General features: G+C 56.2%; 24 protein-coding genes. 8 read left to right on the top strand and 16 right to left on the bottom strand.

The window, feature by feature from the left end; all coding sequences use genetic code 11:
* Positions 1-35: 35 nt before the first annotated feature.
* The 3 genes from ACOTYB_RS03100 to ACOTYB_RS03110 are packed head-to-tail and all read right to left on the bottom strand — an operon-like array spanning position 36 to position 3822.
* Positions 36-2234 (bottom strand): polysaccharide biosynthesis tyrosine autokinase, encoded by a 2199-nt coding sequence (locus tag ACOTYB_RS03100; RefSeq protein WP_409248739.1) that lies wholly within the window; start codon positions 2232-2234, stop codon positions 36-38.
* Entirely contained in the window at positions 2234-2683 is a 450-nt protein-coding gene (locus tag ACOTYB_RS03105) for a phosphotyrosine protein phosphatase (RefSeq protein WP_023314531.1), read from the bottom strand. Before ACOTYB_RS03105 ends, ACOTYB_RS03100 begins: the two co-directional genes overlap by 1 nt.
* Positions 2683-3822, bottom strand: coding sequence for a polysaccharide export protein (locus ACOTYB_RS03110; protein WP_045331179.1), 1140 nt, complete (start codon positions 3820-3822; stop codon positions 2683-2685). The genes ACOTYB_RS03105 and ACOTYB_RS03110 overlap by 1 nt, the downstream gene beginning before the upstream one ends.
* Positions 3823-4302: 480 nt before the next feature.
* Between ACOTYB_RS03110 and ACOTYB_RS03115 the strand changes: the two genes are divergently transcribed.
* Positions 4303-4635, top strand: a complete 333-nt coding sequence (locus ACOTYB_RS03115) for an RcnB family protein (protein WP_003859260.1) — start codon at positions 4303-4305, stop codon at positions 4633-4635.
* Positions 4586-5065, top strand: coding sequence for a GNAT family N-acetyltransferase (locus ACOTYB_RS03120; RefSeq protein ID WP_421765743.1), 480 nt, complete (start codon positions 4586-4588; stop codon positions 5063-5065). Before ACOTYB_RS03115 ends, ACOTYB_RS03120 begins: the two co-directional genes overlap by 50 nt.
* Positions 5066-5154: 89 nt before the next feature.
* Here ACOTYB_RS03120 and apbC read toward each other — a convergent pair whose 3' ends face one another.
* Positions 5155-6264: an iron-sulfur cluster carrier protein ApbC gene (apbC, locus tag ACOTYB_RS03125; protein WP_409248738.1), complete on the bottom strand. Its 1110-nt coding sequence runs from the start codon at positions 6262-6264 to the stop codon at positions 5155-5157.
* 137 nt (positions 6265-6401) lie between these two features.
* Here apbC and metG point away from each other — a divergent pair, with 137 nt between their 5' ends.
* The gene (gene metG / locus ACOTYB_RS03130) at positions 6402-8435 is read left to right on the top strand and encodes a methionine--tRNA ligase (protein WP_421765744.1); all 2034 of its coding nucleotides are present in this window, start codon (positions 6402-6404) and stop codon (positions 8433-8435) included.
* Positions 8436-8544: 109 nt separating this feature from the next.
* On the opposite strand, the gene ACOTYB_RS03135 is transcribed toward metG, so the two are convergent.
* The 3 genes from ACOTYB_RS03135 to ACOTYB_RS03145 are packed head-to-tail and all read right to left on the bottom strand — an operon-like array spanning position 8545 to position 11460.
* A complete protein-coding gene (locus ACOTYB_RS03135; protein ID WP_015572337.1) occupies positions 8545-9015 on the bottom strand; it encodes a DUF1456 family protein in 471 nt (156 codons plus the stop codon).
* 46 nt (positions 9016-9061) lie between these two features.
* Complete coding sequence (gene btsR, locus ACOTYB_RS03140) at positions 9062-9781, bottom strand: two-component system response regulator BtsR (RefSeq protein WP_022648676.1); 720 nt, start codon at positions 9779-9781, stop codon at positions 9062-9064.
* Entirely contained in the window at positions 9775-11460 is a 1686-nt protein-coding gene (locus tag ACOTYB_RS03145) for a LytS/YhcK type 5TM receptor domain-containing protein (RefSeq protein WP_409248736.1), read from the bottom strand. Before ACOTYB_RS03145 ends, btsR begins: the two co-directional genes overlap by 7 nt.
* 218 nt (positions 11461-11678) lie before the next feature.
* Here ACOTYB_RS03145 and mlrA point away from each other — a divergent pair, with 218 nt between their 5' ends.
* Both mlrA and ACOTYB_RS03155 read left to right on the top strand, forming a co-directional pair.
* On the top strand, positions 11679-12419 hold the full coding sequence (mlrA, locus tag ACOTYB_RS03150; RefSeq protein WP_045350289.1) for an HTH-type transcriptional regulator MlrA: 741 nt from the start codon (positions 11679-11681) through the stop codon (positions 12417-12419).
* A 69-nt stretch (positions 12420-12488) separates the two neighbouring features.
* Positions 12489-12602: a protein YohO gene (locus tag ACOTYB_RS03155; protein ID WP_022648678.1), complete on the top strand. Its 114-nt coding sequence runs from the start codon at positions 12489-12491 to the stop codon at positions 12600-12602.
* Here ACOTYB_RS03155 and ACOTYB_RS03160 read toward each other — a convergent pair.
* The 5 genes from ACOTYB_RS03160 to bglX form a co-directional block, all read right to left on the bottom strand.
* A complete protein-coding gene (locus ACOTYB_RS03160) occupies positions 12577-13314 on the bottom strand; it encodes an ABC transporter permease (RefSeq protein WP_003859277.1) in 738 nt (245 codons plus the stop codon). The genes ACOTYB_RS03155 and ACOTYB_RS03160 overlap by 26 nt on opposite strands.
* Complete coding sequence (locus tag ACOTYB_RS03165; RefSeq protein ID WP_421765745.1) at positions 13298-14248, bottom strand: ABC transporter ATP-binding protein; 951 nt, start codon at positions 14246-14248, stop codon at positions 13298-13300. The genes ACOTYB_RS03160 and ACOTYB_RS03165 overlap by 17 nt, the downstream gene beginning before the upstream one ends.
* A complete protein-coding gene (locus tag ACOTYB_RS03170) occupies positions 14241-15398 on the bottom strand; it encodes an ABC transporter permease (RefSeq protein WP_409248735.1) in 1158 nt (385 codons plus the stop codon). The genes ACOTYB_RS03165 and ACOTYB_RS03170 overlap by 8 nt, the downstream gene beginning before the upstream one ends.
* 12 nt (positions 15399-15410) lie before the next feature.
* A complete protein-coding gene (gene osmF, locus ACOTYB_RS03175; protein ID WP_003859284.1) occupies positions 15411-16328 on the bottom strand; it encodes a glycine betaine ABC transporter substrate-binding protein OsmF in 918 nt (305 codons plus the stop codon).
* Between the two features lie 136 nt (positions 16329-16464).
* Positions 16465-18762 carry a beta-glucosidase BglX gene (bglX, locus tag ACOTYB_RS03180; RefSeq protein ID WP_022651510.1) on the bottom strand — a complete coding sequence of 766 codons (2298 nt, stop codon included), beginning with the start codon at positions 18760-18762 and terminating at the stop codon, positions 16465-16467.
* A 189-nt stretch (positions 18763-18951) separates the two neighbouring features.
* Here bglX and dld point away from each other — a divergent pair, with 189 nt between their 5' ends.
* The gene (gene dld, locus ACOTYB_RS03185) at positions 18952-20709 is read left to right on the top strand and encodes a D-lactate dehydrogenase (protein WP_003859288.1); all 1758 of its coding nucleotides are present in this window, start codon (positions 18952-18954) and stop codon (positions 20707-20709) included.
* A 102-nt stretch (positions 20710-20811) separates the two neighbouring features.
* On the top strand, positions 20812-21366 hold the full coding sequence (locus ACOTYB_RS03190; protein ID WP_003859289.1) for a GNAT family N-acetyltransferase: 555 nt from the start codon (positions 20812-20814) through the stop codon (positions 21364-21366).
* Positions 21367-21462: 96 nt separating this feature from the next.
* On the opposite strand, the gene pbpG is transcribed toward ACOTYB_RS03190, so the two are convergent.
* Together pbpG and ACOTYB_RS03200 are read right to left on the bottom strand one after the other, a co-directional pair.
* Positions 21463-22386: a D-alanyl-D-alanine endopeptidase gene (pbpG, locus tag ACOTYB_RS03195; protein WP_129256076.1), complete on the bottom strand. Its 924-nt coding sequence runs from the start codon at positions 22384-22386 to the stop codon at positions 21463-21465.
* A gap of 167 nt (positions 22387-22553) precedes the next feature.
* Positions 22554-23141, bottom strand: coding sequence for a Yip1 family protein (locus ACOTYB_RS03200; protein ID WP_220153235.1), 588 nt, complete (start codon positions 23139-23141; stop codon positions 22554-22556).
* Between the two features lie 157 nt (positions 23142-23298).
* On the opposite strand from ACOTYB_RS03200, the gene ACOTYB_RS03205 reads away from it, so the two are divergent.
* On the top strand, positions 23299-23871 hold the full coding sequence (locus ACOTYB_RS03205; protein ID WP_045340718.1) for a DedA family protein: 573 nt from the start codon (positions 23299-23301) through the stop codon (positions 23869-23871).
* A gap of 56 nt (positions 23872-23927) precedes the next feature.
* Here the strand turns inward: ACOTYB_RS03205 and ACOTYB_RS03210 are convergent, their stop codons facing one another.
* Entirely contained in the window at positions 23928-24692 is a 765-nt protein-coding gene (locus ACOTYB_RS03210; RefSeq protein ID WP_220153236.1) for an SDR family oxidoreductase, read from the bottom strand.
* 50 nt (positions 24693-24742) lie between these two features.
* Positions 24743-26161, bottom strand: coding sequence for a multidrug resistance outer membrane protein MdtQ (gene mdtQ, locus ACOTYB_RS03215; protein WP_045343062.1), 1419 nt, complete (start codon positions 26159-26161; stop codon positions 24743-24745).
* Positions 26162-26220 lie beyond the last annotated feature (59 nt).

Below are 26220 nucleotides of genomic sequence, written 5' to 3' on the forward strand. Positions count from 1 at the left end.
CTCTCCCACCCGGGAGAGGGATTGTTTTTCCCGCTCTAACGCCTGTCTCCTTTTTTCCTCGAAGCATAACCGTAATCACACTGGCTGTACCCCGAGCTGTAAAACAGCGCTGCGGATTGAACAATATCGTTGAGGATTGTGCCGCTGACCTTCACACCAACATGCTGGAGACGTTTAACGGTATTCTCCATCTCTTTCACGCTGGTTTTATCGAAACGGGCAACCATTAGCGTTGTTCCGGCTGCTCTGGCGACCAGCGAGGCATCGGTGACGGCCAGGACTGGCGGTGTATCGATGATGACAATGTCATATTGCTCGTTAACCCAGGACATGATGTCAAGGAAGCGTTCGCTTAACAGCAATTCTAACGGACGCAGGGGTTCCGGGCCGCAGGTGATGACGTCAATTCCCGCTTTTTCAGCATGCTGAATGACCTCCGTAAAGTCGCATTTCCCTTCGAGCAGGCAGGACAATCCGTAGCGGTTCTCCAGGCCAAAAATATTATGAACATAGCCCTGGCGCATATCCGCATCAATAAACAGCACCCGCTGACCGCTCTGCCCGGCGACGGCCGCCAGATTCGTCGCCACCAGCGTTTTTCCGCAGTCCTGAGTGGGGCCAGAAATCATCACAATGCGGTTCTCAGCCTCCATCATGGCGAAATACAGACTGGTTCGCAGCCCGCGTACCGCTTCAACAAACATATCAGCAGGGCGATCGACGGGCAGGAAAGGCACATCCGAGGTTTTGTGTTTCCAGCGACGAGAGAACGGATTTTTTCTGCGCAAATGCGTTTTACTCCACAGCCACTGGGAACGTGGCAACGTAGCCAGAACCGGCAGCCCCTGCGCTTCCAGCTGCTCGGAAAGCGTGATCCCACGTTTGAACGCCTGACGTACCAGCACGGTCCCCATTGCGAGCATTAGCCCGAACAGCGCGCCAAGAATGATGATTAACGCTTTTCGCGGCTTTATCGGATCCGGGTGCGTAACCGCCTCATCAATGATCCTCACGTTCCCTACAGCGCTGGAGCGGGAAATATTTAGCTCCTGCTGACGCGTCAATAGCTGTAAATAAATGGTGCGGCCCGACTCAACATCGCGGCTCAGGCGTAAAATCTCCTGCTGCGTGGAGGGCATAGCTGACACACGGTTATTCAGGCGATCCCGTTCCCGCTCAAGGGTCTGTCTCTTTTCATGCAATGCACGATAGGTAGGGTGACTCTTTTTAAAGAGCTGGGAGATCTCTGCCTCCCGGAACGTCAGCTCATTTAGCTGGTTCTCAACGTTAACTACCTGATCCAGTACGGATTTTGCCTCTAAAGACAGATCCACCGAGTCACGCTGCGCCCGATAAGCATTCAGCCGTGCTTCAGCCTGATCCAGATCCGCTCTGATTTTCGGCAACTGCTCCTGTAAAAAATCCAGACTACGAGAATCCTGAGCCTCCTGGCGCGCGATATTTTGCTGAAGATAATTGTCAGCAATCGCATTCAGCACCCGGGCGATGTTGTCAGGATCTTCACCCGTCAGGGTTAAGGTCACGATACCACTCTGTTTCTCCGACTCCGCAACCGTGAGGCTCTTCTTCAGGGCGCTGATCGTCTCCAGCCGCGTCAACGATTTAAGCGAAAATTGCGTGCCTGGCGTCGCCTCAATCGACGTCACCAGCAGAACGATCCCTTGCGTGACCAGCGTTTTCCCAACCCGACCGTCTGCCTCAATGTTTTCGCCCGTCAGGTGATATTTTCCCGCTTCCTGTACGGTCAGCGTGAGCGCTTGCGCCTTGCCTTCCACCTGCGGGATCTGGAGTTCGCCTAACGTGATCTTACCCTGCCCGCGCCCTTGCAGACGCTGCCAGAGACGCCCCACCACAGGCAAAACGCGCTGCTTTGCCTGCTGCGTCAGACCTAATTTGTCGACGGTCTCGCCGAGGATCATGCGTGATTTCAGCAGTAAAATTTCAGGGGCAACATCCGGCGAAACATCGGTGCCCAGCTGACTCAACCCTTTAAGCAGACTGTTATCCTGTTTGCTTTCTATTTGCACCATGGCATCCGCCTGATAAACAGGGGGTGTAACCCAGGCATAGAGACCGGCGCATAGGGTGAACAGGAATGTCACGCACAGAATCATCGTGCGGTGGTCGATCATCTCGACGAGCAAACGAACGAGATCGACTTCATGTTGTTGGGGTGCCGCTGCACCATAATTGTCTGTTGTGTAAGACGACATTAATGCTTCATTCCTTTCTGACCTAAACGACGTGCCCATTCCTGGCTGGCTTTACCCAATAGCCCGAACACATATTCAAACGCTTCCCGGCTTTTACGGTAGGGATCGGGGATATCCTGCGGCTCCAGCCATTGCCCAAAAAGCAGCGACTTTCCCCTGCTCTCCGGCGCCATGGCCGCAATGAAGCGAAGATGTTCCGGCTCCATCACCAGGATAAGATCGGCTCCCTGCATCAGATTGCGTGTCAGCCGGCGCGCCACATGACCGTCGAGGGAGATCCCATGCCGCCAGGCCACGTCCTGGGCGCTGTCATCCGCCGGGCACCCCTCAAGCCCGTATATCCCCGCCGAGGCGATATGTCTGTCGGGCAGGTGCTGGCGTAAAAGCCGCTCCCCAATCGGAGAACGGCAGATATTTCCGGTGCAAACCACGAGTATTGATTTGAACATTATTGCGGCCACGATCTGATGTAACGAACCGTTTCGGTAAGGTCATGCACCCCGCTGATGGTCGGAACAAGCTGTGATATCACGCGATTCCAGCGGGACAGTGGTGCAGTGGTGACATAGACAATGTCATAAGGCTCAAGCTGAAACTCGGTGCCTAACACCATGGCTGATGCGTCCTGAGCATTGAGCTGGTAGATGTTGGCAATTTTCTCTGAACGCTCGCTTTTCGGCAGCGAACGAATGACAAAAATTCCGGTGGCATCGGCCATATTCTGGTTCAGCCCACCCGCATTGCCCAGCGCTTCGGCCAGGGTCATGCCGCTGCGATCCATTTTCAGCGTGCTCTGTTTAACGACCTCGCCCATGACGAACACTTTCAGCGCATCGTTACGGGGGACAAACAGAATATCGCCGGGATAGAGCAGCTTATTTTGGGTGAGATCGCCATGCTGCATCAGCGCATATAGCGAGAGGCGCATATCCTTCCCATTATGCGTCAGCACGACATTGCGCCAGTCCGCGTCGGCAGAGAGCCCCCCTGCGGCGTTCACGGCATCCATTACCGTTAACGGGATATTGGTGATAGCCTGCTGCCCCGACTTCACCACCTCGCCCGTCACATAGGCTTTTTGCGAGCGGAAAGAGGCGACGCTGACGTCCACCTGCGGACTTTCAATGACATTGTTCAGCCGGGCCGTGATCTCCTCGCGTACCCGTGCGACCGTTTTGCCTGCCACCTGCAATTTACCGACATAAGGATAGAAAAGCGTACCGTCGGCATTAACCCAGTTACCGGTGTCACTGGCGCTGCGATACTGCCCTGCCGGGGTTGTCAGTTCAGGGTGATCCCAGACGGTGACGGTCAAAATATCCCCAACGCCGATACGGTATTCCCAGTTTTTGACCTGTTCATCCAGCTTAGGATTTGCCTGAGATTTCAGGGCCGATGGTCGCAATTTTTCAATTAACGAAGGCGTAAGAGGATAAACATCAATCCGCTTCTCCAGACGATCGTTTGCATTTTCTGTGGCCATCACCTGTTTTCCAGCAAGATCCAGATGCTGACCCGGTGAAAATACGCAGCCAGATAATGGCGTAATAATTAAAAACAATATCGAAAAGACTGTTGTGTTTTTCATTGAGTAAAAATTTCTTTTTATAGTATTGATTATCGAATACGTACCGAAATGATTCTTTCCATTCTAAAACAACCCCTTACCGCTAAATTAATTAACAGTGATGGCAGTAATATTTAAAAAACCACAGCATTCCTGCGGCCTGGCTTTTACAGCCATGCATCGTCTGACTTACGGATTAGGAAAGAGGGTTTCGGGCAATCTTAAATGTTCTATTCGTTTAATGCATGCCTGGATCTTTGTAAATTTGCTTTGAAAAAGTTTTTTCAGAATTAATTAATAAACCCATAATTATGTTATCTGCGTAAGCCAATATTTATTCATCGAAGAAATAATTAATGACGGTTGCGACTACACAAAACCGTGCGCTTTTGTTACATTTTTTGCAAACTCACCCTGTGAGGATACTTAAAATGAACTGTCTGCCATCCGTTTGCGGATCTGCACACAAAAAGTATCAGTAACGATATGACTGGAGAAAAAATGGCTAAGCGTAAATTGTTGCTTCTGGGTGTATTAGTGTCACTGGCGGGGGCCGCGCACGCTGCACCGCAAGCGTCGACAGCGCCTTCCGGCATCAAGGCCTACGAAGAACAAGAGTTTATTGCCGATTTTACGAAGTTCAAAATTGGCGACACCGCGCCCGCGCAGTATCAGACGCCCGAGTACACCATCAAACAGTACCAGCTACGTAACCTTCCTGCGCCCGATGCCGGCACACACTGGACCTACATGGGCGAGAATTATGTTCTGATTGGCGATGCCGATGGCAAAATCTACAAAGCCTATAACGGAGATATTTTCTATCACCGCTGATACGATCCTAATCCGTCCGTGGCAGGAGAGCGATCGCCCTTTCCTGCGCACGCTGTTCCTCCACGCCCGGCGTGAAGCCTGGCCGTGGCTGGACAGTTCTGCGTGGCAGTTTGAAGATTTTGACGCGGCAACCCTGGACGAAGAGATTTGGGTGGCGGAGCAGGATGGGCACCGACTTGGCTTTGCCTCAGTCTGGACGAACGATAATTTTCTGCACAACCTGTTTGTCGATCCGCAGTATCAGCGTCTGGGAGTGGGTCATTTGTTACTGGAACAGGTACAGAAGACATTTACCAGTACAGGCGCGCTGAAGTGTCTGGTGAAGAATGAACGGGCTATTGCGTTTTACCATCGCCACGGCTGGCACATTGAAGCGACGGGAGATTCTCCGGACGGGGAGTATTATTTGATGCACTATCGGCTTGGGTAAAGTCAGGTGGCGCTATGCTTACCTGACCTACAAAATCGAGGTAGGCCGGGTAAGGCAAAGCCGTCACCCGGCACTAACGCGCAGAGGCGTTACACCGCGCGGAAGGCGATTTCACCCGGGATCACTTCCCCCTGCCAGTAGAGCTGCGCCGCAACGCGCCCTGCAAGCTGGCGATACATCTGGGCAAATTCGCTGTCCGGGCGGCTGACCACCGTTGGTTTCCCGCTGTCCAGGTCTTCACGCAAGGAAATATGCAGCGCCATCTGCCCCAGCAGCTGGGTGTGATACTGCGCAGCCAGCTTCTCCGCACCGCCGGTACCAAAGATGGGCTCATGGTGCCCGCAGTTGCTGCAAATATGCATGCTCATGTTCTCGACGATACCCAGTACCGGCACCTCTACCTTCTCGAACATGACAATGCCTTTTTTGGCGTCGATCAGCGCGATATCCTGCGGCGTGGTGACTACGACGGCGCCGGTAACCGGAATGTTCTGCGCCAGCGTCAGCTGGATATCACCGGTGCCCGGCGGCATGTCCAGCACCAGATAATCGAGGTCAGGCCACATTGTCTCCTGCAACATTTGCAGCAGCGCCTTGCTGGCCATCGGGCCACGCCAGACCATCGCGTTATCGTCAGTAACCAGATATCCAATGGAGTTGGTCGCCAGACCGTGCGCCACGATTGGCGCCATGTGGGTGCCGTCCGGCGAAGTTGGACGCTGGTTTTCCGCTCCCAGCATGTTTGGAATGGACGGGCCATAGATATCCGCATCCAGAATGCCGACCTTCGCCCCTTCTGCCGCCAGTGCAAGCGCCAGATTCACGGCGGTAGATGATTTACCCACCCCGCCCTTGCCAGAGCTGACGGCGATGATGTTCTTCACGCCGTTAACGCCCGGCTGATTTTTCACGCGCTTGAGCGTGGCGATGCTGTGGCTTAGCTTCCAGTCAATTGCTTTTGCGCCAGTAATGCGCAGCAGCTCAGAGCTGGTTTGCTCTTTCAGGGCATCAAAGGCGCTGGTCCAGACGAACGGCATCTGTAGCTCGATGTGAAGCGTATCGTCCAGCCATGCGACGTGATGAAGCGCTTTCAGCGTCGTGAGATTGTGCTTCAGGGTTGGATGCTGAAAATTAGCCAGCGTCCCGGCGACCATTGCTCGTAAGGCTTCCGGTGATTTGGCCTGGGATTGAGAACTCATCCCGACTCCTTTGTTCTTGTGAATAAGACCTTAGACAAACAAGTTTACCTGAAAGGCCGCGGTTTGTGCTTACTTAATAATGCCCCTTTTGGTAATATCGAAAACCCTTTTCACAGTTAAAAGAAGTAATGCCTACTATGACTCAAGTCGCGAAAAAAATTCTGGTAACGTGCGCCCTGCCGTACGCCAACGGCTCAATCCACCTCGGCCACATGCTGGAGCATATCCAGGCTGATGTCTGGGTCCGTTACCAGCGAATGCGCGGCCACGAGGTGAACTTTATCTGTGCGGACGATGCCCACGGCACGCCGATCATGCTGAAAGCGCAGCAGCTGGGCATTTTCCCGGAACAGATGATCGCCGAAATGAGTCAGGAGCATCAGACCGATTTTGCTGGCTTTGACATCAGCTATGACAACTATCACTCCACACACAGCGACGAAAACCGCGAGCTGTCGGAGCTGATCTACACCCGTCTGAAAGAGAACGGTTTCATTAAAAACCGCACCATTTCTCAGCTGTACGATCCGGAAAAAGGCATGTTCCTGCCGGACCGTTTCGTTAAAGGCACCTGTCCGAAATGTAAATCCCCGGACCAGTACGGCGATAACTGCGAAGTGTGCGGCGCGACCTACAGCCCCACCGAGCTTATCGAACCGAAATCCGTGGTTTCCGGCGCGACGCCGGTGATGCGTGACTCCGAGCACTTCTTCTTCGACCTGCCGTCGTTCAGCGAAATGCTGAAGGCATGGACCCGCAGCGGTGCATTGCAGGAGCAGGTCGCGAACAAAATGCAGGAGTGGTTCGAATCCGGTCTGCAACAATGGGATATCTCCCGCGATGCGCCATACTTTGGCTTCGAAATCCCGAACGCGCCGGGCAAATATTTCTACGTCTGGCTGGATGCGCCGATTGGCTACATGGGCTCCTTCAAGAATCTGTGTGACAAGCGCGGCGACACCGTAAGCTTCGACGAATACTGGAAGAAAGATTCCGATGCCGAGCTGTATCACTTCATCGGTAAAGACATCGTTTACTTCCACAGCCTGTTCTGGCCAGCAATGCTGGAAGGCAGCAACTTCCGCAAGCCGACCAACCTGTTCGTACATGGCTACGTAACGGTGAACGGCGCGAAGATGTCTAAATCTCGCGGGACGTTTATTAAGGCCAGCACCTGGCTGAACCACTTCGACGCGGACAGCCTGCGCTACTACTACACCGCGAAGCTCTCTTCCCGCATCGACGATATCGACCTGAACCTGGAAGATTTCGTGCAGCGCGTGAACGCGGACATCGTCAACAAGGTGGTGAACCTGGCGTCACGTAACGCAGGTTTTATCGCCAAACGCTTTGACGGCGTGCTTTCTGCCGAACTGGCCGATCCTGAGCTGTATAAAACCTTCACCGACGCCGCCGCTGCGGTTGGCGAAGCCTGGGAAAGCCGTGAATTCGGTAAAGCCATTCGCGAAATCATGGCGCTGGCAGACGTGGCCAACCGCTATGTGGACGAGCAGGCGCCGTGGGTGGTGGCGAAACAGGAAGGTCGCGACGCCGACTTGCAGGCGATCTGCACCATGGGTCTGAACATGTTCCGCGTGCTGATGACCTGGCTGAAGCCGGTTCTGCCGCAGCTGGCAGCCCGCGCGGAAGCATTCCTGAACACCGAACTGACCTGGGATGCCATCCAGCAGCCGCTGCTCGGCCACAAGGTGAACACCTTTAAAGCGCTGTACAACCGCATCGAGATGAAGCAGGTTGAAGCCCTGGTGGAAGCATCCAAAGAAGAGGTGAAAGCGGCTGCCGTACCGGTGACCGGCCCGCTGGCGGACGATCCGATTCAGGAGACCATCACCTTTGATGATTTCGCTAAAGTCGACCTGCGCGTGGCGCTGATCGAAAACGCGGAGTTCGTGGAAGGCTCTGACAAACTGCTGCGTCTGACGCTGGATCTGGGCGGCGAGAAACGTAACGTCTTCTCCGGCATTCGTTCCGCGTACCCTGAACCGCAGGTGCTGATCGGTCGTCAGACCGTGATGGTGGCAAACCTGGCGCCGCGTAAAATGCGCTTCGGCATCTCCGAAGGGATGGTGATGGCCGCTGGCCCGGGCGGAAAAGACATCTTCCTGTTAAGCCCTGACGAAGGTGCGAAGCCGGGTCAGCAGGTGAAGTAATAAAAAAGCCGGATGAGAATCCGGCTTTTTTTTGCCTGGCGGCGCTACGCTTGCACGGGCCGACGGGTTTTGTAGGCCGGGTCAGGCGAAGCCGCCGTCCGGCTAAAAATCACCCCTTCTGGTTATGCACCCGCTGCGTCAACCCACGCAGGAAATAACGCAGAAATTGATCCCCACACTCGCGGTAATTCTTATGATCCGGCGCGCGCATCATGGCGGTGATTTCCGGCATCGACACGCGAAATTTCTGCTCGGTCATGATCGCCAGAATGTCGTCAGTTTTCAGGGAGAAAGCAATACGCAGCTTTTTCAGCACCGTGTTGTTATTCACCCGACGCTCCAGCGCCAGCTCAGGAGCAGATTCATCTTTGCCGCGCTTGTCGTAGATCAGGCCGTTCAGAAAGCCCGACAGAATGATGTCCGGGCAGCGAACAAAACCCTCTTCATCTTCTTTAGTCATCCAGGTGTCGAACCCGGCGGACGTGGATTCCATGTCGGAGAGCGCAAGAATGCGCACCATGTCATTATTGTTCGCTTTCAGGGTGTAGCGCAGGCTACGAAGAATATCGTTACTTAGCATAGAGCCTTCGAATGTCGATGATGCAATGGCGCGCAGTGTACCAGTTTTACAGCCCTATCGCCTCTTTCAAACTTTTCAGGTAGCGACGACTGACGGGAACGGTTTGCCCGGCACGTAACACCAGCTCGGCCTGGCCGTTATCTTCCAGGCGGATCTCCTTCAGGTGCGCCATATTCACCAGATACTGACGATGGCAGCGGATCAGCGGCGTGCGGCTCTCCAGCGTGCGCAGGGTCAGCTCGGTAAAGCCTTCGTTGCCTTCGGCGCTGGTGACGTATACCCCGCTCAGACGGCTGCTGACAAAAGCAACGTCGTCCATTTGCAGAAGGTAAATCCGGCTGTGCCCGGTACAGGGGATAAACTTCAGGGGCTGCTGATGCTCCGGCAGCAGCGTCACGTCCTGCGCGGTACGCTCCTGGCGCAGACGGGTCAGGGTCTTTTCAAGCCGTTTCTCTTCAATCGGTTTCAGCAGATAATCAAACGCGTGCTCTTCAAACGCCTTTACCGCGTACTCATCAAAGGCCGTCAGAAAGACGATATAGGGACGGTGCTCCGGGTCGAGCATGCCGACCATCTCCAGCCCGCTGATGCGCGGCATCTGAATATCGAGGAACAACACGTCAGGGCGCAGTTTATGCACCGCACCGATGCCTTCAATGGCATTGGCACATTCCCCCACAACCTCGATATCACTCTGCTCCTGCAACAGGACACGCAGGTTTTCCCGTGCTAACGGCTCATCATCAACAATCAGCACTCTTAACATGCGTTCTCCTCCAGCGGCAATCGTAAGGTAATTCGGGTATAGCGGTCTGGCTCACAGGCGACGGTGATACCGCAGTCGTCACCAAAATGCGCGCGCAGGCGTTTATCCACCAGGCTCATGCCCAGACCGCCTGACGCGGAAGCTTCATACAGCCCCGCGTTGTCTTCAATATCCAGCACCAGATGGTGGTTAAAACGGGACGCGGAAATCATGATTTCTCCGGTACCCAGCAGCTGCGAGGTCCCATGCTTAATGGCGTTCTCTACAATCGGTTGCAGGGTAAAGGCCGGAAGATGCTGATACGCCAGCTCATCCGGGACGGATAACGACACCTGTAAACGTGACTGGAAGCGCGCTTTTTCAATTTGCAGATAGGCGTTTACATGCTCAATCTCGTCCGCGAGGGTGACGATCTCCGAGGGAAGCTTCAAATTTTTGCGGAAAAAGGTCGACAGAAATTGCACCAGCTGCGCGGCCTGATCGCTGTCGCGGCGGATCACTGCCTTCAGCGTGTTAAGCGCGTTAAACAGGAAATGCGGATTCACCTGAGCGTGCAGGAGCTTAATTTCTGACTGCGTCAGCAGCGCTTTTTGCCGTTCATACTGCCCCGCCAGGATTTGCGCCGAAAGCAGCTGGGCGATCCCCTCCCCCAGCGTGCGGTTAATGGAGCTGAACAGGCGGTTTTTGGCTTCGTAAAGCTTAATGGTGCCCATAACGCGCTGGTTTTCGCCCCGCAGGGGAATGACCAACGTAGAGCCGAGTTTGCACTGCGGATGCAGGGAACAGCGGTACGGCACTTCATTTCCGTCGGCATACACCACTTCACCCGTTTCAATAGCGCGCAGGGTATAGGCCGATGAGATCGGTTTGCCCGGCAGATGGTGGTCGTCGCCGGTGCCGGTAAACGCCAGCAGCTTTTCGCGATCGGTAATCGCCACGGCCCCGATATCCAGCTCTTTATACAGCACCTGCGCCACCTTCATGCTGTTCTCCTCGTTGAATCCCTGCCTCAGGATCCCTTCCGTCGACGCCGCAACTTTTAAGGCGGTGGCAGAAAATGCCGAGGTGTATTTTTCGAACATGGCGCGTTTGTCGAGCAGAATGCGCATAAACAGCGCGGCACCTACGGTATTGGTGACCATCATCGGTGCGGCAATGCTGCTGACCAGATGTAACGCATCGTCAAACGGGCGCGCGATCAGCAGGATGATCGCCATCTGCGCCATTTCCGCCACGAAGGTGATCGCCCCTGCGGTAAAGGGACTGAACACTTTATCCGGGCGACCACGCTTAATCATATAGCTGTGGACGAGACCACCGAGCAGCCCTTCGACGATGGTGGAGATCATGCAGCTCAGCGCCGTCATACCGCCCATCGAATAGCGGTGCAGGCCGCCGGTTAACCCCACCAGACCGCCGACAACCGGGCCTCCGAGCAGCCCGCCCATTACCGCGCCGATGGCGCGCGTATTGGCGATGGAATCTTCGATATGGAGACCAAACCAGGTCCCCATAATGCAGAATATGGAAAATACGACGTAGCAGAGGAATTTGTGCGGCAGACGGACGGTGACCTGCATCAGCGGAATGAACAGACGCGTTTTGCTCATCAACCAGGCGATGACAAGAAACACGCACATCTGCTGAAGCAACAGCAGCACCAGATTAAACTCGTACATACTCACAAACCGCACATTCTAAAAACGCGTAACATACACTGATAGCGGTTAACTTTCTTTGAAACGTGCCAAAAAAGCGATAAATCGTGTCCGTCATCACACCTTTTGCCGGAGATAACCTGTCTTTCGTATAATTTGTACAAAAAAGAATCAAATCTTCCTGGTTCCGCAAAGCGGGTCTACAGTTAAGCTGGGGACGCGCAAGCCTGGGGGCGAAAATGGCGCTTTACACAATAGGTGAAGTGGCACTCCTGTGTGATATCAATCCCGTTACGCTACGGGCGTGGCAGCGACGGTATGGATTGCTTAAGCCGCAAAGAACGGACGGCGGGCACCGCCTGTTTAACGATGCGGATATTGACCGGATCCGCGAGATCAAAAGCTGGATCGACAACGGCGTACAGGTCGGCAAGGTAAAATCGCTTCTGAGCCAGGACGATCCTGATACGCAACATCTCTGGCGCGAGCAGCAGGAAACGCTGCTGAGGCTGTTGCAGACCGGCAATTTGCAGCGTCTGCGCGGCTGGATCAAAGAACAGGGTCGAGACTACCCGGCGCAAACCCTGATCACTCATCTTTTTATTCCCCTACGGCGTCGGCTTCAGTGTCAGCAAACCACCTTACAGGCGCTGCTCAGCATGCTTGATGGCGTGCTGATTAACTATATTTCCGTCTGTCTTGCCTCAGCGCGGAATAAAAACAGCAAAGATGCACTGGTGATCGGCTGGAACGTACACGATACCACCCGGCTGTGGCTCGAAGCCTGGATTGCCACCCAGCAGGGCTGGCGCGTTGACGTGCTTGCCCACTCCCTGGCCCAGCTCAGGCCGGAACTGTTTGAGGGACAGACGCTGCTGGTCTGGTGCGGCGAAGTCCCCTCCGCTTCCCAGCAGCAGCTCCTTACGGAGTGGCGCGAACATGGTTATCCCGTTTACTCACTGGGTCCAAATGCGTCGTAACGGCATTTAATGGTTCATTAACAGCTGCGCTTCACCGTATAATTGTTCCGTTAACAACAGGAGCACATGATGAAGGCAACGAAACTGGCCGTAATTACCCTTTTTGCACTGATGGCTGTCAGCGGTATCGGTGGCGTTATGCTTGCAGGTTATTCATTTATTGTTCGCGGCGGTGTTGGCTGAGGTATCCGGCCAGGCGTTCAAACAGGCGATCCACCACAATTGCCGCCAGCGCAACCAGAATCGCCCCCTGAATAATGTAAGCCGTATTAAACCCGCTTAACCCGATAATGATCGGCGTTCCCAGCGTATTGGCTCCGACCGTCGAGGCGATGGTTGCCGTACCAATGTTGATTATCACGGACGTTCGCACGCCAGCGATGATCACCGGTGCGGCCAGCGGCAGTTCGACCTTCACCAGCCGCTGCCAGGCGCTCATCCCCATTCCTTCCGCTACGCTCAGCACCGATGCAGGCACCGCCGCAATCCCTGCCAGCGTCCCTTGCAGAATGGGCAACACGCCGTACAAAATCAGCGCAATGATGGCAGGCTCCTGCCCAAAACCGATCGCCGGCACGGCAATCGCCAGCACGGCCACCGGCGGGAAGGTCTGCCCCGTTGCGGCGATGGTCTCCACCAGCGGACGGAACTCCCTGCCCGCAGGCCGCGTCACCGCAATACCGGCGCCTGTGCCCAGGACGATGGCAATCACGCTTGACACTGCCACCAGCCAGAAGTGCGCCAGGGTGAGATTAACAAAGCTCTCCTGCTGGTACACCGGGCGCGGCAGCCCGGGAATAAGCGCATTAAACAGCGCCGCGCTGTGCGGCATCAGGTAGAGTAAGGCGATAAACAGCCCTGTCAGCCAGAGTAATGGATCACGGACCCACTTCACGCGTCACCTCCCCCGCCAGCAGATCGCGAAAATGGATCGTCCCGCATGGTGTCCCCTGCCCGTCCGCAACGGGTAACACCTCACACTGCCGGGCGACAAACGCCGACAGGGCATCGCGCAGGCTCATCCCGTCATGCAGCGGTTCACCACCGATTTGCGCATCCTGCGGACGCAGATAGTCCCTGACGGTGCGCAGCGAGAGCAGCCTGACGCCCAGCTCGCTGCGGCCAAAAAACTCACGCACAAAATCATTCGCCGGCGAGGTTAACAGCTCAAGCGGCGTACCCTGCTGGACGACTTCGCCGTGATCCATCAGTACCAGACGATCGGCCAGCCGCAGTGCTTCGTCGATATCATGCGTCACCAGCACGATGGTGCGCCCGAGAATACGGTGGATGCGGCTCATCTCGGCCTGAAGTGCGCCGCGGGTGACCGGATCCAGTGCGCCGAAGGGCTCATCCATCAGCAGTACCTGCGGGTTAGCGGCCAGCGCGCGCGCCACCCCGACCCGCTGCTGCTGTCCGCCGGAAAGCTGGTGCGGATAGCGGTTACGAAGCAACGCGTCCAGGCCCAGCAGCGCCATCAGTTCGTCGACACGCTCATTGATCTTCCCCCGGGACCATTTTTCCAGCTGTGGCACGGTGGCAATGTTCTGCGCCACCGTCCAGTGGGTAAACAGGCCGATGGACTGAATGGCGTAGCCCATACGCCGCCGCAGCTCCAGCACCGGCAGGCTGCGGATCTCCTCTCCGGCAAAGCGAATCGTCCCGCTGTCGTGTTCCACCAGCCGATTGATCATCTTCAGCGTCGTCGATTTTCCCGACCCCGATGTCCCGATCAATACCGAGAACGCCCCCTCGGCAAAATGCAGATTAAGGTGGCTTGCCGCCGGACGGCCCGCAAAGGTTTTACTCACATCATGAAATTCAATCATTGGCTCTTCTCCTGAGCAGCGCGAGCCACAGGGCAAACAGGGCATCCAGTACGACCGCCAGCGCAATTGTGGGCACGACGCCCAGCAACACCAGATCCAGCGCGCTACTGAGCAGCCCCTGGAAGACCAGTGCCCCAAAGCCGCCCGCCCCGATCAGCGCGGCAATCACCGCCATCCCCACGGTTTGCACTGCCACCACCCGCAGGCTGCGAACCAGCAGCGGAAGCGCAAGCGGCAGCTGTATTTTCCAGAAACACTGGCGCGCGCTCATCCCCATCGCATGGGCGCTTTCCAGCACGTCGGGCGGAACCTGGCTTAACCCCGCCACCACGCCGCGCACCAGCGGCAGCAGCGCATACAGCACAAGGGCAATCAGCGCTGGCGTCAGCCCGGTTCCGGCAATGCCTGCCGCAGCCAACGCAGGGAAGGATTTCACCAGACCGGCGAGGGGGGCAATCAGCAGGCCAAACAGGGTGACGGAGGGGATGGTCTGAATAACGTTGAGCACGGTAAAGACGGCGCCCTGGCGGCTGGTATGTCGGTAGCACCACATGCCCAGCGGCACGCCCAGCAGCAGCGCCGGGATCAGCGTCCCGAACAGGATCGTCAGATGTTGCGCCAGCGCGTTGTCAAATACCTCCTGGCGGTTGACGTACTCTTTTAACAGCGAGAGCTGATTCAGATCGCCGCTGAAGAGGATCAGCAGAGGGATAACCCAGAATTGCGCGTTCAGCAGCCAGCGCCAGACGGGTTGCGGCGTCAGACGGCGAATGGCATCGCTACAGACCAGCAGACAAAGTGCCAGCCACAGCCACAGCCCGCTACCAACCGACGTGCGCGCCAGCGGGCTTTCAACCGCGGCCATCTGCGTTGCCGCCTGTCCCGCGCTCCAGAAAAGTACGATAAACAGCGCTTCGCTGAGCAAAAACGTCAGCCACAGGGCGGTTCGCCCCGGCCAGAAGGCTAAAGCAACAGTACTCGCCAGCGCCGCGCCCAGCAGCAGCGGCGTAAATGCCCAGATCTGCCAGAGCGCGCGCGGTTCGCCCGACACCAGACGGTTTGGCGCGACATTCACAAAAGGTAACGCGACCGCCACGATGGCCACACAGGCCAACAGCAGCAGGACGCGGTTATGGCATTTTATTGGCACAGCCTTATCCCGTTACTTCACAAGCCCTTGTTGTTTCAGGAAGTCGGCAGCCACTTTTTTGGCATCCAGCCCCTCAACGGCAATGCTGGCATTCAGCTGTTGCAGCGTTTTCGCATCCAGTTTTTCAAATACCGGTTTGAGCCATTCCGCAATATCCGGGTAGGCTTTCAGCACCGCCTCGCGCACGACCGGGGTTGGGGCGTAAATAGGCTGAACGCCTTTCGGGTCGGTCAGGGTTTGCAGGCCAAGCGCCGCGACCGGGCCGTCTGTGCCGTAGGCCATCGCCGCGTTGACGCCGGAGGTTTGCTGCGCCGCCGCCTTAATGGTCACTGCCGTGTCGCCGCCTGCCAGAGAGAGCAGCTGTGCCTGATCGAGCTTGAAATCATAGGCTTTTTCAAACGCTGGCAGGGCATCAGCGCGCTCGATAAACTCTGCCGAGGCCGCGAGCTTAAACTCGCCCTTCTCTTTCAGGTAGCGGCTGAGATCGTCAAGCGAGGTGAGCTTGCCTTTCTCGGCGATATCTTTGCGCACCGCGATGGTCCAGGTGTTGTTGGCCGGTGCCGGCGTTAGCCAGACCAGCTTATTTTTTTCTGCGTCCAGCTTTTTGACTTTTTCGTACCCGGCTTTGGCATTTTTCCAGGCCGGATCGTTTTCATCCTTGAAGAAGAATGCCCCGTTGCCGGTGTATTCCGGGTAGATATCCAGCTCGCCGGAAGTGATGGCACCGCGCACGACAGGCGTGGTGCCAAGCTGTACTTTATTGACCGTTTTCACGCCGTGACTTTCGAGTACCTGCAAAATGATATTACCGAGCAACGCGCCCTCGGTATCAATTTTGGAACCCACCTTAACCGGCTCTGCGGCCTGTAACGGCAGGCTCAGCGCCGCCAGAAGCACCGCCGACCCTGTTATCCCCTTAATCATCGTCATTCTGCTTTCCTCATTATTTTGTGGCATTTTTCATAGGCTTGAGAGAAAAGCGTAGCTTAAAACAGTGAATTTAACCGTTTTTCGTACAAGATGAGAGGCATCCCCCGCCAGGCGGGGGAAAGGGAGAAAGGTAAGATTATTGCAGTTCGAACTCGGCTTTGTTCACGCGGGCGGAATCCACGCCGATGAAGACGTTGAATTTGCCAGGCTCAGCATCGTATTTCATCTGCTGATTCCAGAACTTCAGCGCATTTACGTCAATCGGGAAGCTGACCGTTCTGGTTTCGCCCGGTTTCAGGTTGACCTTTTCGAAGCCGCGCAGCTGTTTCACCGGACGGCTCATGGAGGCCGTGACGTCCTGAACGTACATCTGGATCACCGTCGCGCCTTCGCGTTTGCCGCTGTTGGTCACCTCTACGCTGGCGGTCACTTTGCCGTCACGCTTCAGGGTCGGCGCCGACATTTTGACGTCAGACACCTTGAAGGTGGTGTAACTCAGGCCATAGCCAAACGGATAGAGCGGGCCGTTAGCTTCGTCGAAGTAACGGGACGTGTACTTGTTCGGCTTGTCGGCGTTATACGGACGACCGGTGTTCAGGTGGCTGTAGTAAACCGGGATCTGCCCGACGGAGCGCGGGAAGGACATCGGCAGCTTGCCGGACGGGTTGTAATCGCCAAACAGCACGTCGGCAATGGCGTTACCGCCTTCGGTACCGGCGAACCAGGTTTCCAGAATGGCGTCAGCCTGCTGATCTTCTTTCACCAGCGCCAGCGGGCGCCCGTTCATCAGCACCAGCACCAGCGGCTTGCCGGTGGCTTTCAGGGCCGCGATCAGATTGCGCTGGCTTTGCGGGATAGTGATGTCGGTCCGGCTGGAGGCTTCGTGCGCCATCCCCTGCGCTTCACCCACCACCGCGACCACCACGTCGGACTGCTTCGCGGCGTTAACCGCTTCGTCGAGCATCTCTTTCGGCGTGCGCGCATCCACCTTCACCGCTTCCTCATACTGGTTGAGGAAGGTCACGATGTCTTTATCGTCGGTGACGTTCGCACCTTTGGCGTAAACCACTTTTGCGTTATCACCCACGGCGCTCTTAATGCCGGTCAGCACGGTAACGGACTGATCCGCCACGCCTGCGGCGGACCAGCTGCCCATGACGTCGCGCTTGCTGTCGGCCAGCGGACCGACCACGGCAATGGTGCCGGATTTTTTCAGCGGCAGCGTGTCGAGACGGTTTTTCAACAGCACCAGGCTTTCGCGAGCTACTTCCCGGGCTTCTTTACGGTGCAGACGGCTTTCGGCGTTGGTGTCCGCCGGGTCTGAATCCTTCGGCCCCAGATGGCTGTAAGGATCGTTAAACAGTCCCATGTCATATTTCACGTTCAGCACGTGGCGAGCGGCGTCGTCCAGCTCTGCCATCGTCACCTTGCCGCTCTTCACCAGCCCCGGCAGGTATTTGCTGTAGTACTCGTCGCTCATGCTCATGTTGATGCCGGACTTGAGCGCCACGCGTACCGCATCTTCCGGGTCAGACGCCGTGCCGTGTTTGATCAGCTCTTTAATCGCGCCGTGGTCAGAAACGGTGATGCCCTTGAAGCCCCACTGGTCGCGCAACACGTCTTTCAGCAGCCACGAATCGGAGGTGGCAGGCGTGCCGTTGAGAGAGTTCAGCGCTACCATCACCGCCCCGCTGCCCGCGTCCAGCCCTGCCTTGTATGGCGGCATGTAGTCGTTAAACAGGCGCTGCGGGCTCATGTCGACGGTGTTGTACTCTTTACCGCCCTCCACCGCGCCGTAGGCGGCGAAGTGCTTGACGCTGGTCATCACCGAGTAACGATCTGCCGGACTTTTGCCCTGCATCGCTTCCACCATGGTTTTGCCCATCGTGGCGGTTAAATACGTGTCTTCTCCAAAGCCCTCCGAAGCGCGGCCCCAGCGCGGATCGCGAGAGACGTCAACCATCGGCGCCCAGGTCATGTTCAGGCCGTCGTCTGCGGCTTCATATGCCGATACGCGCCCGACGGTTTTCACCGCATCGAGGTTAAAGGAGGAGGCTAAGCCGAGGCTAATCGGGAAGACGGTACGCTGGCCGTGCACCACGTCATAAGCGAAGAACAGTGGGATTTTCAGGCGGCTCAGCTCCATCACCTGATCCTGCATCTTGCGGATATCCTGGCGGGTAACGGTGTTAAAAATGGCTCCTACCTGCCCGTCTTTGATCATCTCGCGAATGGCTTCTTTCGGGTTATCCGGGCCGACGCTGATCAGGCGCAGCTGGCCGATTTTCTCATCGACCGTCATCTTTTTGAGTAAATCCGTGACAAAGGCGTCGCGGGCTTCGGGCGTGAGCGGGTGATTACCAAACAAATCCTCTGCCAGCGCAGGTTGCAGCGCCAGGCTGACGGCGACACCTACAGAACATAGCCATTTCATGTTGTTATTCTCTCTCATCAATAACCGCGGGAAGCACCCGGCCAGACCGTGCGAAAAGCGCAGTGTGCCACAAAGCCTGAAAACCTTGCAGGGTTATTCTCTGATTTTTCTCATGAATACCCGACCGCTCAACGGCTAATCGCGCTATGCTTTACAGCGAGAAATTTGCCCCACCACAAGGAGTGGAAGATGTCTTCTGTTCGAACTGACGATAACACTACATTTATTAACGAACTGTCGCGCCTGGTTGGTCACTCTCACCTGCTTACCGACCCGGCTAAAACCGCCCGCTACCGCAAGGGCTTCCGCTCCGGTCAGGGCGAGGCACTGGCGGTGGTCTTCCCCGGTACGTTGCTCGAACTGTGGCGCGTGCTCAGCGCCTGCGTTGCGGCAGACAAGATTATTTTAATGCAGGCTGCTAACACCGGCCTGACTGAAGGCTCCACGCCGAACGGCAACGATTACGATCGTGACATCGTGATTATCAGCACCCTGCGCCTCGACAAACTGCACCTGCTGGACAAGGGCGAACAGGTACTCGCCTTCCCCGGCACCACGCTCTACTCGCTGGAAAAGGCGCTTAAGCCGCTGGGTCGCGAACCGCACTCGGTGATCGGCTCGTCGTGCATTGGCGCCTCGGTGATCGGTGGGATCTGCAATAACTCCGGCGGCTCGCTGGTGCAGCGCGGCCCGGCCTACACGGAGATGTCGCTGTTTGCCCGTATCGATGAAAACGGCAAGCTGACGCTGGTTAACCATCTGGGGATCGATCTGGGCGTAACGCCAGAGCAGATCCTCAGCAAACTTGACGATGACCGCGTGAAGGACGAAGACGTTCAGCACGATGGCCGTCACGCGCATGACCACGATTACATCACCCGCGTGCGCGATATCAATGCCGATACGCCAGCGCGCTATAACGCCGATCCGGATCGCCTGTTTGAATCCTCCGGCTGCGCGGGCAAGCTGGCCGTTTTTGCGGTGCGCCTCGATACCTTCCCGGCAGAGAAAAAGCAGCAGGTGTTTTACATCGGCACCAATCAGCCGGAGGTGCTGACGGAGATCCGCCGTCATATTCTGGCCGAGTTCACTCACCTGCCGGTGGCGGGCGAGTATATGCACCGGGACATTTACGACATCGCCGAGCGCTACGGCAAAGATACCTTCCTGATGATCGACAAGCTCGGCACCGACAAAATGCCGTTCTTCTTCACCATGAAGGGCCGCACCGATGCGATGCTGGAGAAAGTGTCGCTCTTCAAGCCGCACTTCACCGACCGCTTTATGCAGAAGCTGGGCAACGTCTTCCCGGCGCATTTACCGGAGCGGATGAAGACCTGGCGCGACAAGTATGAGCACCATCTGCTGCTGAAAATGGCCGGGGACGGAATTGACGAAGCGCAGAGCTGGCTCACCGAATTCTTCAAAACCGCCGACGGGGATTTCTTTGCCTGCACGCCGGAAGAAGGCAGCAAAGCCTTCCTGCATCGTTTCGCCGCGGCGGGTGCCGCTATCCGTTATCAGGCGGTGCATTCCGAAGAAGTGGAGGATATTCTGGCGCTGGATATCGCCCTGCGTCGCAACGATACCGAGTGGTTTGAACATCTGCCGCCGGAGATCGACAGCAAGCTGGTGCATAAGCTCTATTACGGCCACTTTATGTGCTATGTCTTCCACCAGGATTACATCGTGAAAAAAGGGGTTGATGCACACGCGCTGAAAGAACAGATGCTGGCGCTGCTGCACGAGCGTGGCGCGCAATATCCTGCCGAGCACAACGTGGGACACCTGTATAAAGCGCCGGAGACGCTTAAACAGTTTTATCGCAAAAATGACCCTACAAACAGTATGAACCCCGGCATTGGTAAGACAACGCGGAAGAAATACTGGAAAGAGAGTGCCGAATCAGAGCAGCACAATACGCAAGCCTCTGATGAACTCATATAGCCAAATTTAAGAGATTGTTAAGCTCTCCTCAAACGTACTAGAGTATCTGCCTGTTGCCAGAGAAACGTTTCTCTGGCTTTCCAAACAAGGAGCGGGCAGAACATGTCGGCTGTAGAAACTTTCCCCGAAACTGAAATCGAGGTGCGCGACGCCCTTCCTGACGATGCGCATGCCATCTCGGCGATATACGCCTGGCATGTGCTTCATGGCCGTGCGTCCTTCGAGGAAGTTCCCCCCACCGTCGATGAGATGCGTCAGCGGATGAAGAGCGTGACCGACAGCGGTTTACCGTGGCTGGTTGCGCTGTATCGCGGCATTGTTGTCGGCTACTGCTACGCCACGTTTTATCGTCCACGCCAGGCTTATCGCTATACCCTTGAAGAATCCATTTATGTGGATGCCAGCACCACCGGCCGCGGGTTTGGCTCGGCCTTACTCCAGGCACTGATCGCCCGTTGTGAACAAGGACCGTGGCGGCAGATGATTGCCGTGGTCGGCGACGGGCAAAATAACCCCGGGTCGTTGCGGCTGCATAAAAAGCACGGTTTCGAAATTGTGGGCCAGCTCAGAAGTGTGGGATATAAAAAAGGCGACTGGCGGGACACGGTGATGATGCAGCGCCCGCTCAACGACGGGGACTGGACGCTGCCGGAATAAACGCAGTGCGGTCTGGTGCCCTCACCCCGGCCCTCTCCCACAGGGAGAGGGAGAAAACATAAAAAACGGTAACATGCGTTACCGTTTTGCTTTTTCCTAATCGTTCTGCGCCGTCGCCATCTGTTCCGCTTTCTGCTTTTTATACGCCAGCGCTGAAGCCGGCACCGGCTGCACTTTCCCGGTTTCAATCCAGGTACGCAGGCGGCTGGCATCCGCGAAGTGGGTATATTTGCCGAAGGCGTCCATCACCACCAGCGCCACTGGCTTACCGTTAAATACGGTGCGCATCACCAGGCAGTGTCCTGCCGCATTGGTGAATCCGGTCTTGGTTAACTGAATATTCCAGTTATCGCGATACACCAGATGGTTAGTGTTGCGGAACGGCAGCGTATACGCCGGGTTCGAGAATGTCGCCATCTCCTCACGCGTGGTGCTGAGCTGACCAATCAGCGGGTATTGCTTACTGGCGATCAGCAGCTTTGTTAAATCACGCGCCGTCGAGACGTTATGGATCGACAGACCGGTTGGCTCCACGAAATGGGTATTTTTCATCCCCAGCGCTTTGGCTTTGGCATTCATCGCGCGGATAAACGCGTCGTAACCGCCAGGATAATGGTGGGCAAGGCTCGCCGCCGCGCGGTTCTCTGAGGACATCAGCGCCAACAGCAGCATATTTTTACGGCTGATTTCACTTTTCAGACGCACGCGAGAGTAGATCCCTTTCATCTCTGGCGTGTGGCTGATATCCACTTTTAGCTTTTCGTCCAGCGGCAGTCGTGCATCAAGCACCACCATCGCGGTCATGACTTTGGTTATGGAAGCGATCGGGCGCACCAGATCCGGATGACTGGCGTAGATCACCTTGTTGGTATTCAGGTCAACGATCATCGCGCTGCCGGACGCAATCTGGGGTTGCGCAGCAGCGGTGGCGACTGCGGTCGTTTTGGCGATGGCTGGCGCGGTAGCGTAGACGCCCAACAGCAGCGCAAGACTAAGGAGTGACACTCGAAATTTCAGCATGATGAGACTTCTGATAATGATTCACGCACGTTATGACGTACACCGCCTGTGTCGACGGATAAACACAGGCTGGCTTCGGCATCATAGCGGTCACCGTGCGTTGTCGCCAGCGGAGAATCATAACCAGATGCTGCATTGCTGGCATTTACGCCAGCAATGCAGGGAACTTAGAAGAGACGGTATCCATAACCCCAAAGAATAACTGTCAGGGCCAGTAGCGCCTCCAGGACCAGTACGCCGATGGCAAGCGTAGAGCTGGAGAAGCTCAGGCCCTCTTCTTTATTGATATTGAGGAAGGTTGGCACCCCTACATACAGCAGATATCCGGTATAAAAGAGGGCAACCGTACCGATCAGCGCGCACAGCCAGACCAGTGGATAGAGCGCGACAATACCGCTTAAAAACAGCGGGGTCGCGACGTATCCGGCGAAGACCATACAGTGTGCCAGCGACGGGCGCTGCGGATAGTTGCGCGCCATCCAGTGGATGACCCGCCCCATCACCGCCACCCCGGCCAGCATCAGGCCATAAAACAGAATGGCCAGGTACAGTCCGGTGAACCAGGAAAGCTGAACCACGGTGCCGTCACCAAAGTTCCAGCCTATCTGCGTAGTACCAATAAATGCGCAGAACACCGGCACCGCTGCCATCAGCAGGACATGGTGGGTATAGTGATGCGCGACCGTTTCGTTCTCGTTACGGATGACCTGCATTTCACGATCGGGATGGGAGAAAAGTCCCCAGACATGGTTCATAACGCCCCCTTGTTGTCGGCCCGTCAGCGATAGCTTAAGTATAATGCAGGCTTTAGATTATTTTATGTACAGTGGGAAATTTCCGTTGATTGCCGCGCGGTTAATGGATGGGGTATATGATTAACGCAGGCACAGTAAGGGAGACGACGTTTACGTAATGGATATCAACGGTCTTATTGAACAATATGGATACGCCGCGCTGGTGATCGGCAGCGTGGCGGAAGGCGAAACTATCACGCTGCTGGGCGGGGTGGCCGCACACCAGGGATTGCTGAAATTTTCGCTGGTGGTCGCCGCCGTCGCGTTGGGCGGTATGATTGGCGATCAGCTGCTCTATTTTCTGGGGCTGCGCTTTGGCCCGACGCTTTTGCAACGTTTTGCCAGGCATCAAAAGAAAATTCGCCGTGCTCAGCGGCTTATCCAGCGACGTCCCTGGCTGTTTGTGATTGGTACCCGCTTTATGTACGGTTTTCGCATCATTGGGCCGATACTGATTGGCGCGAGTCGTTTACCACCGAAAATTTTCCTGCCGCTGAACATTCTCGGGGCGATTGCCTGGGCGTTGATTTTCACCACGCTTGGCTACGCGGGTGGCGAAGTGATTGGCCCATGGCTGCATAATCTTGACCAGCACCTGAAGCACTGGGCGTGGTTGATCCTGGTGGTTGCGGTGGTGATTGGGGTACGGCTGTGGCTGAAGCATCGTGAAAAGCGGCGGGATGAAGAGTGAGTTCGGCCTGCTGCCCTCACCCCGCCCCTCTCCCACAGGGAGAGGGAGAAGGGTATCTACCCTTCCGGCTTAAACTGCGGATTCGCCAGCATAAAACCGCCGTCAACGATAAACGACTGCCCGGTGGTGTAGCTGGCGTCACTGTCACACAGCCACGCCACCAGGCTGGCAATTTCTTTGGTATGCCCTGGCCGTGCCAGCGGGATTTCCGGCATTGAGCCTTCTTTCACTTCGCTGTCGTCCATATCATTCATCGGCGTGGCGATCGCACCGGGCGCAACGGCGTTCACCAGGATCTTATGCTGCACCAGTTCCAGCGCCATTGATTTGGTTAACCCGCCCAGAGCGTGCTTTGCGGCGGTGTAGGCGCTGGCATCCGGCAGCGGAGTATGTTCATGAACCGAGGTGATGTTCACGATCCGCCCCCCTTCCCCCTGCTTCACCATCTGACGCGCCGCGATTTGCGAGCAGAGAAACGCACCGTCCACGTCAACGGTGAAAATGTTTCGCCAGTCATCAAATGACAGTTCCAGAAAAGGCGCTTTGTTCATCGCCCCGGCATTGTTAACCAGCACATCCAGCCGCCCGAAACGCGTAATCAGGGTTTCAATGGCCTTTGCGCCTTCCGGTGAATGGCTTAAGTTGAGTTGAATGGCCTCGGCACGCTGCCCGCGCGCTTCAATTTCACGGCAGGTTGCCAGCGCCCCTTCCTCATCTGAGTGCCAGGTCACCCCGATATCAAACCCGCGCTCGGCCAGCATCAGGGCCGTCGTTTTGCCAATTCCTGAATCCGATGCGGTAACAATTGCGACTCGCGTCATACTCACCTCCTGAAAATCTGCAAAGAGGTAAGTATAGATAATGCGCAATGTTAGCCGTGATGATATCCGCCACCCAGCGCGGAGGTGAGCTGGAGCGTGGCATCCACGTACTGACCTTTCAGCATCAACCCGGCAATACGCTCTTTGAGCGCCGGAATTTTTGCTTCACTCACCCGGGAGCCGGCAATGATCCCCGCCCTGAAGCGCGCCTGCGCCAGCGCGACGACGCGCGCCGCATCTTTTTCGATCTGCTGCTGGTGCTGATTTTTGGCGGTCAGCGTTTCCACTTCGCTGGCCGTCCGGGCGACCTGGTTTACGGCATCTACCACGGCCTTGTTGTAGTTCGCCACGGAGAGGTTGTTTTGCGCCTGGGCGATATCCAGGTTCGCATTCAACCGACCGCTGTCAAAAATTGGCAGCGTCAGCCCCGCGGTTACGCCCATTTGCTGCGCAGATGAGCGGAACAGGTCGCTCAGGTGCAATGCATCCTGCTGCAAGAACGCCATCAAATTGATGTCAGGGTAGAACGCGGCTCTGGCGGCATCGACTTCGCTCATGGATGCTTCGATATACCAGTGCGCCTCCTGCAAATCCGGGCGCCGAGCCAGCAGTTCATAACCGAGCGTTGATGGCAGCGATGCCTCTGCGTCAGGTAAGGCATGCCGTGCGAGCGTGACTGAAGGGGTATTGGTCAACGCATTCAGACGCGCCTCAATGGCCTTCATTTTGCCGTGCACGTCAGCGAGCTGTTCATCGGTTTTGCTGGCACTGATATCCGTTTCAACCCCTTCCACCGAGGAGGTAATGCCGTGCTGATAAAGCTCCCGATCGGCACCGATGATATTTTCCTGCTCCCGTTTGATCTGCGCGAGCACGTCACCCACCGCGGCCTCGGTCTGCCAGTCCCAGTACAGCCGCGCGACGCTGCTGGCGAGCAGCTGGCGGGTCTGCTCCAGCTCCGCTTTTTGCGCATTCACCTTACCGATGCGGGCCTCAATTTGGGCGCGGTTTTTACCCCATAAATCCAGATCCCAACCCGCCGTCAGACCAAAGGTGCCGTTGGTATACCAGGGGCCGGTGGTCCCCGCTGCCGGGTCGGTCAGTGCAAATGGCCCCATCAACCCCTCTGCCGACATCTTTTGCCGTTCCACATCTGCGGAAAAATCCAGTTGTGGACCCTCAGCAGCGACAGCGGCTTTCGCCTGTGCTTCCGCCAGGGTGATACGCTGACGGGCAATTTGCATATCCGGCGCATCCGCCAGCGCTTTGTCGATCAGCGCGTTGAGCCGGGGGTCGTTAAAGTCTTTCCACCATTCGCTTTTTGGCCAGTCGGCATGACGCAGTTGGGTATTTACAGTTGCGGCGGCGGCTTGCGTTTTTACTGGTGACACCGTGGCATGTTCCGGCGCGCAGGCGGCCAGCATAAAAACAAGAGGAGCACTCAGAGATAAAGTAAGAGAACGTTTCATTACGCCATGAACTCAAAAAAAATAAAGGCGCAACTTACGCTTACTGACGTTCCGTTTTT

It is taken from the genome of Enterobacter cloacae complex sp. IR5450 (assembly GCF_049238665.1).
GTDB lineage: Bacteria > Pseudomonadota > Gammaproteobacteria > Enterobacterales > Enterobacteriaceae > Enterobacter > Enterobacter hormaechei_C.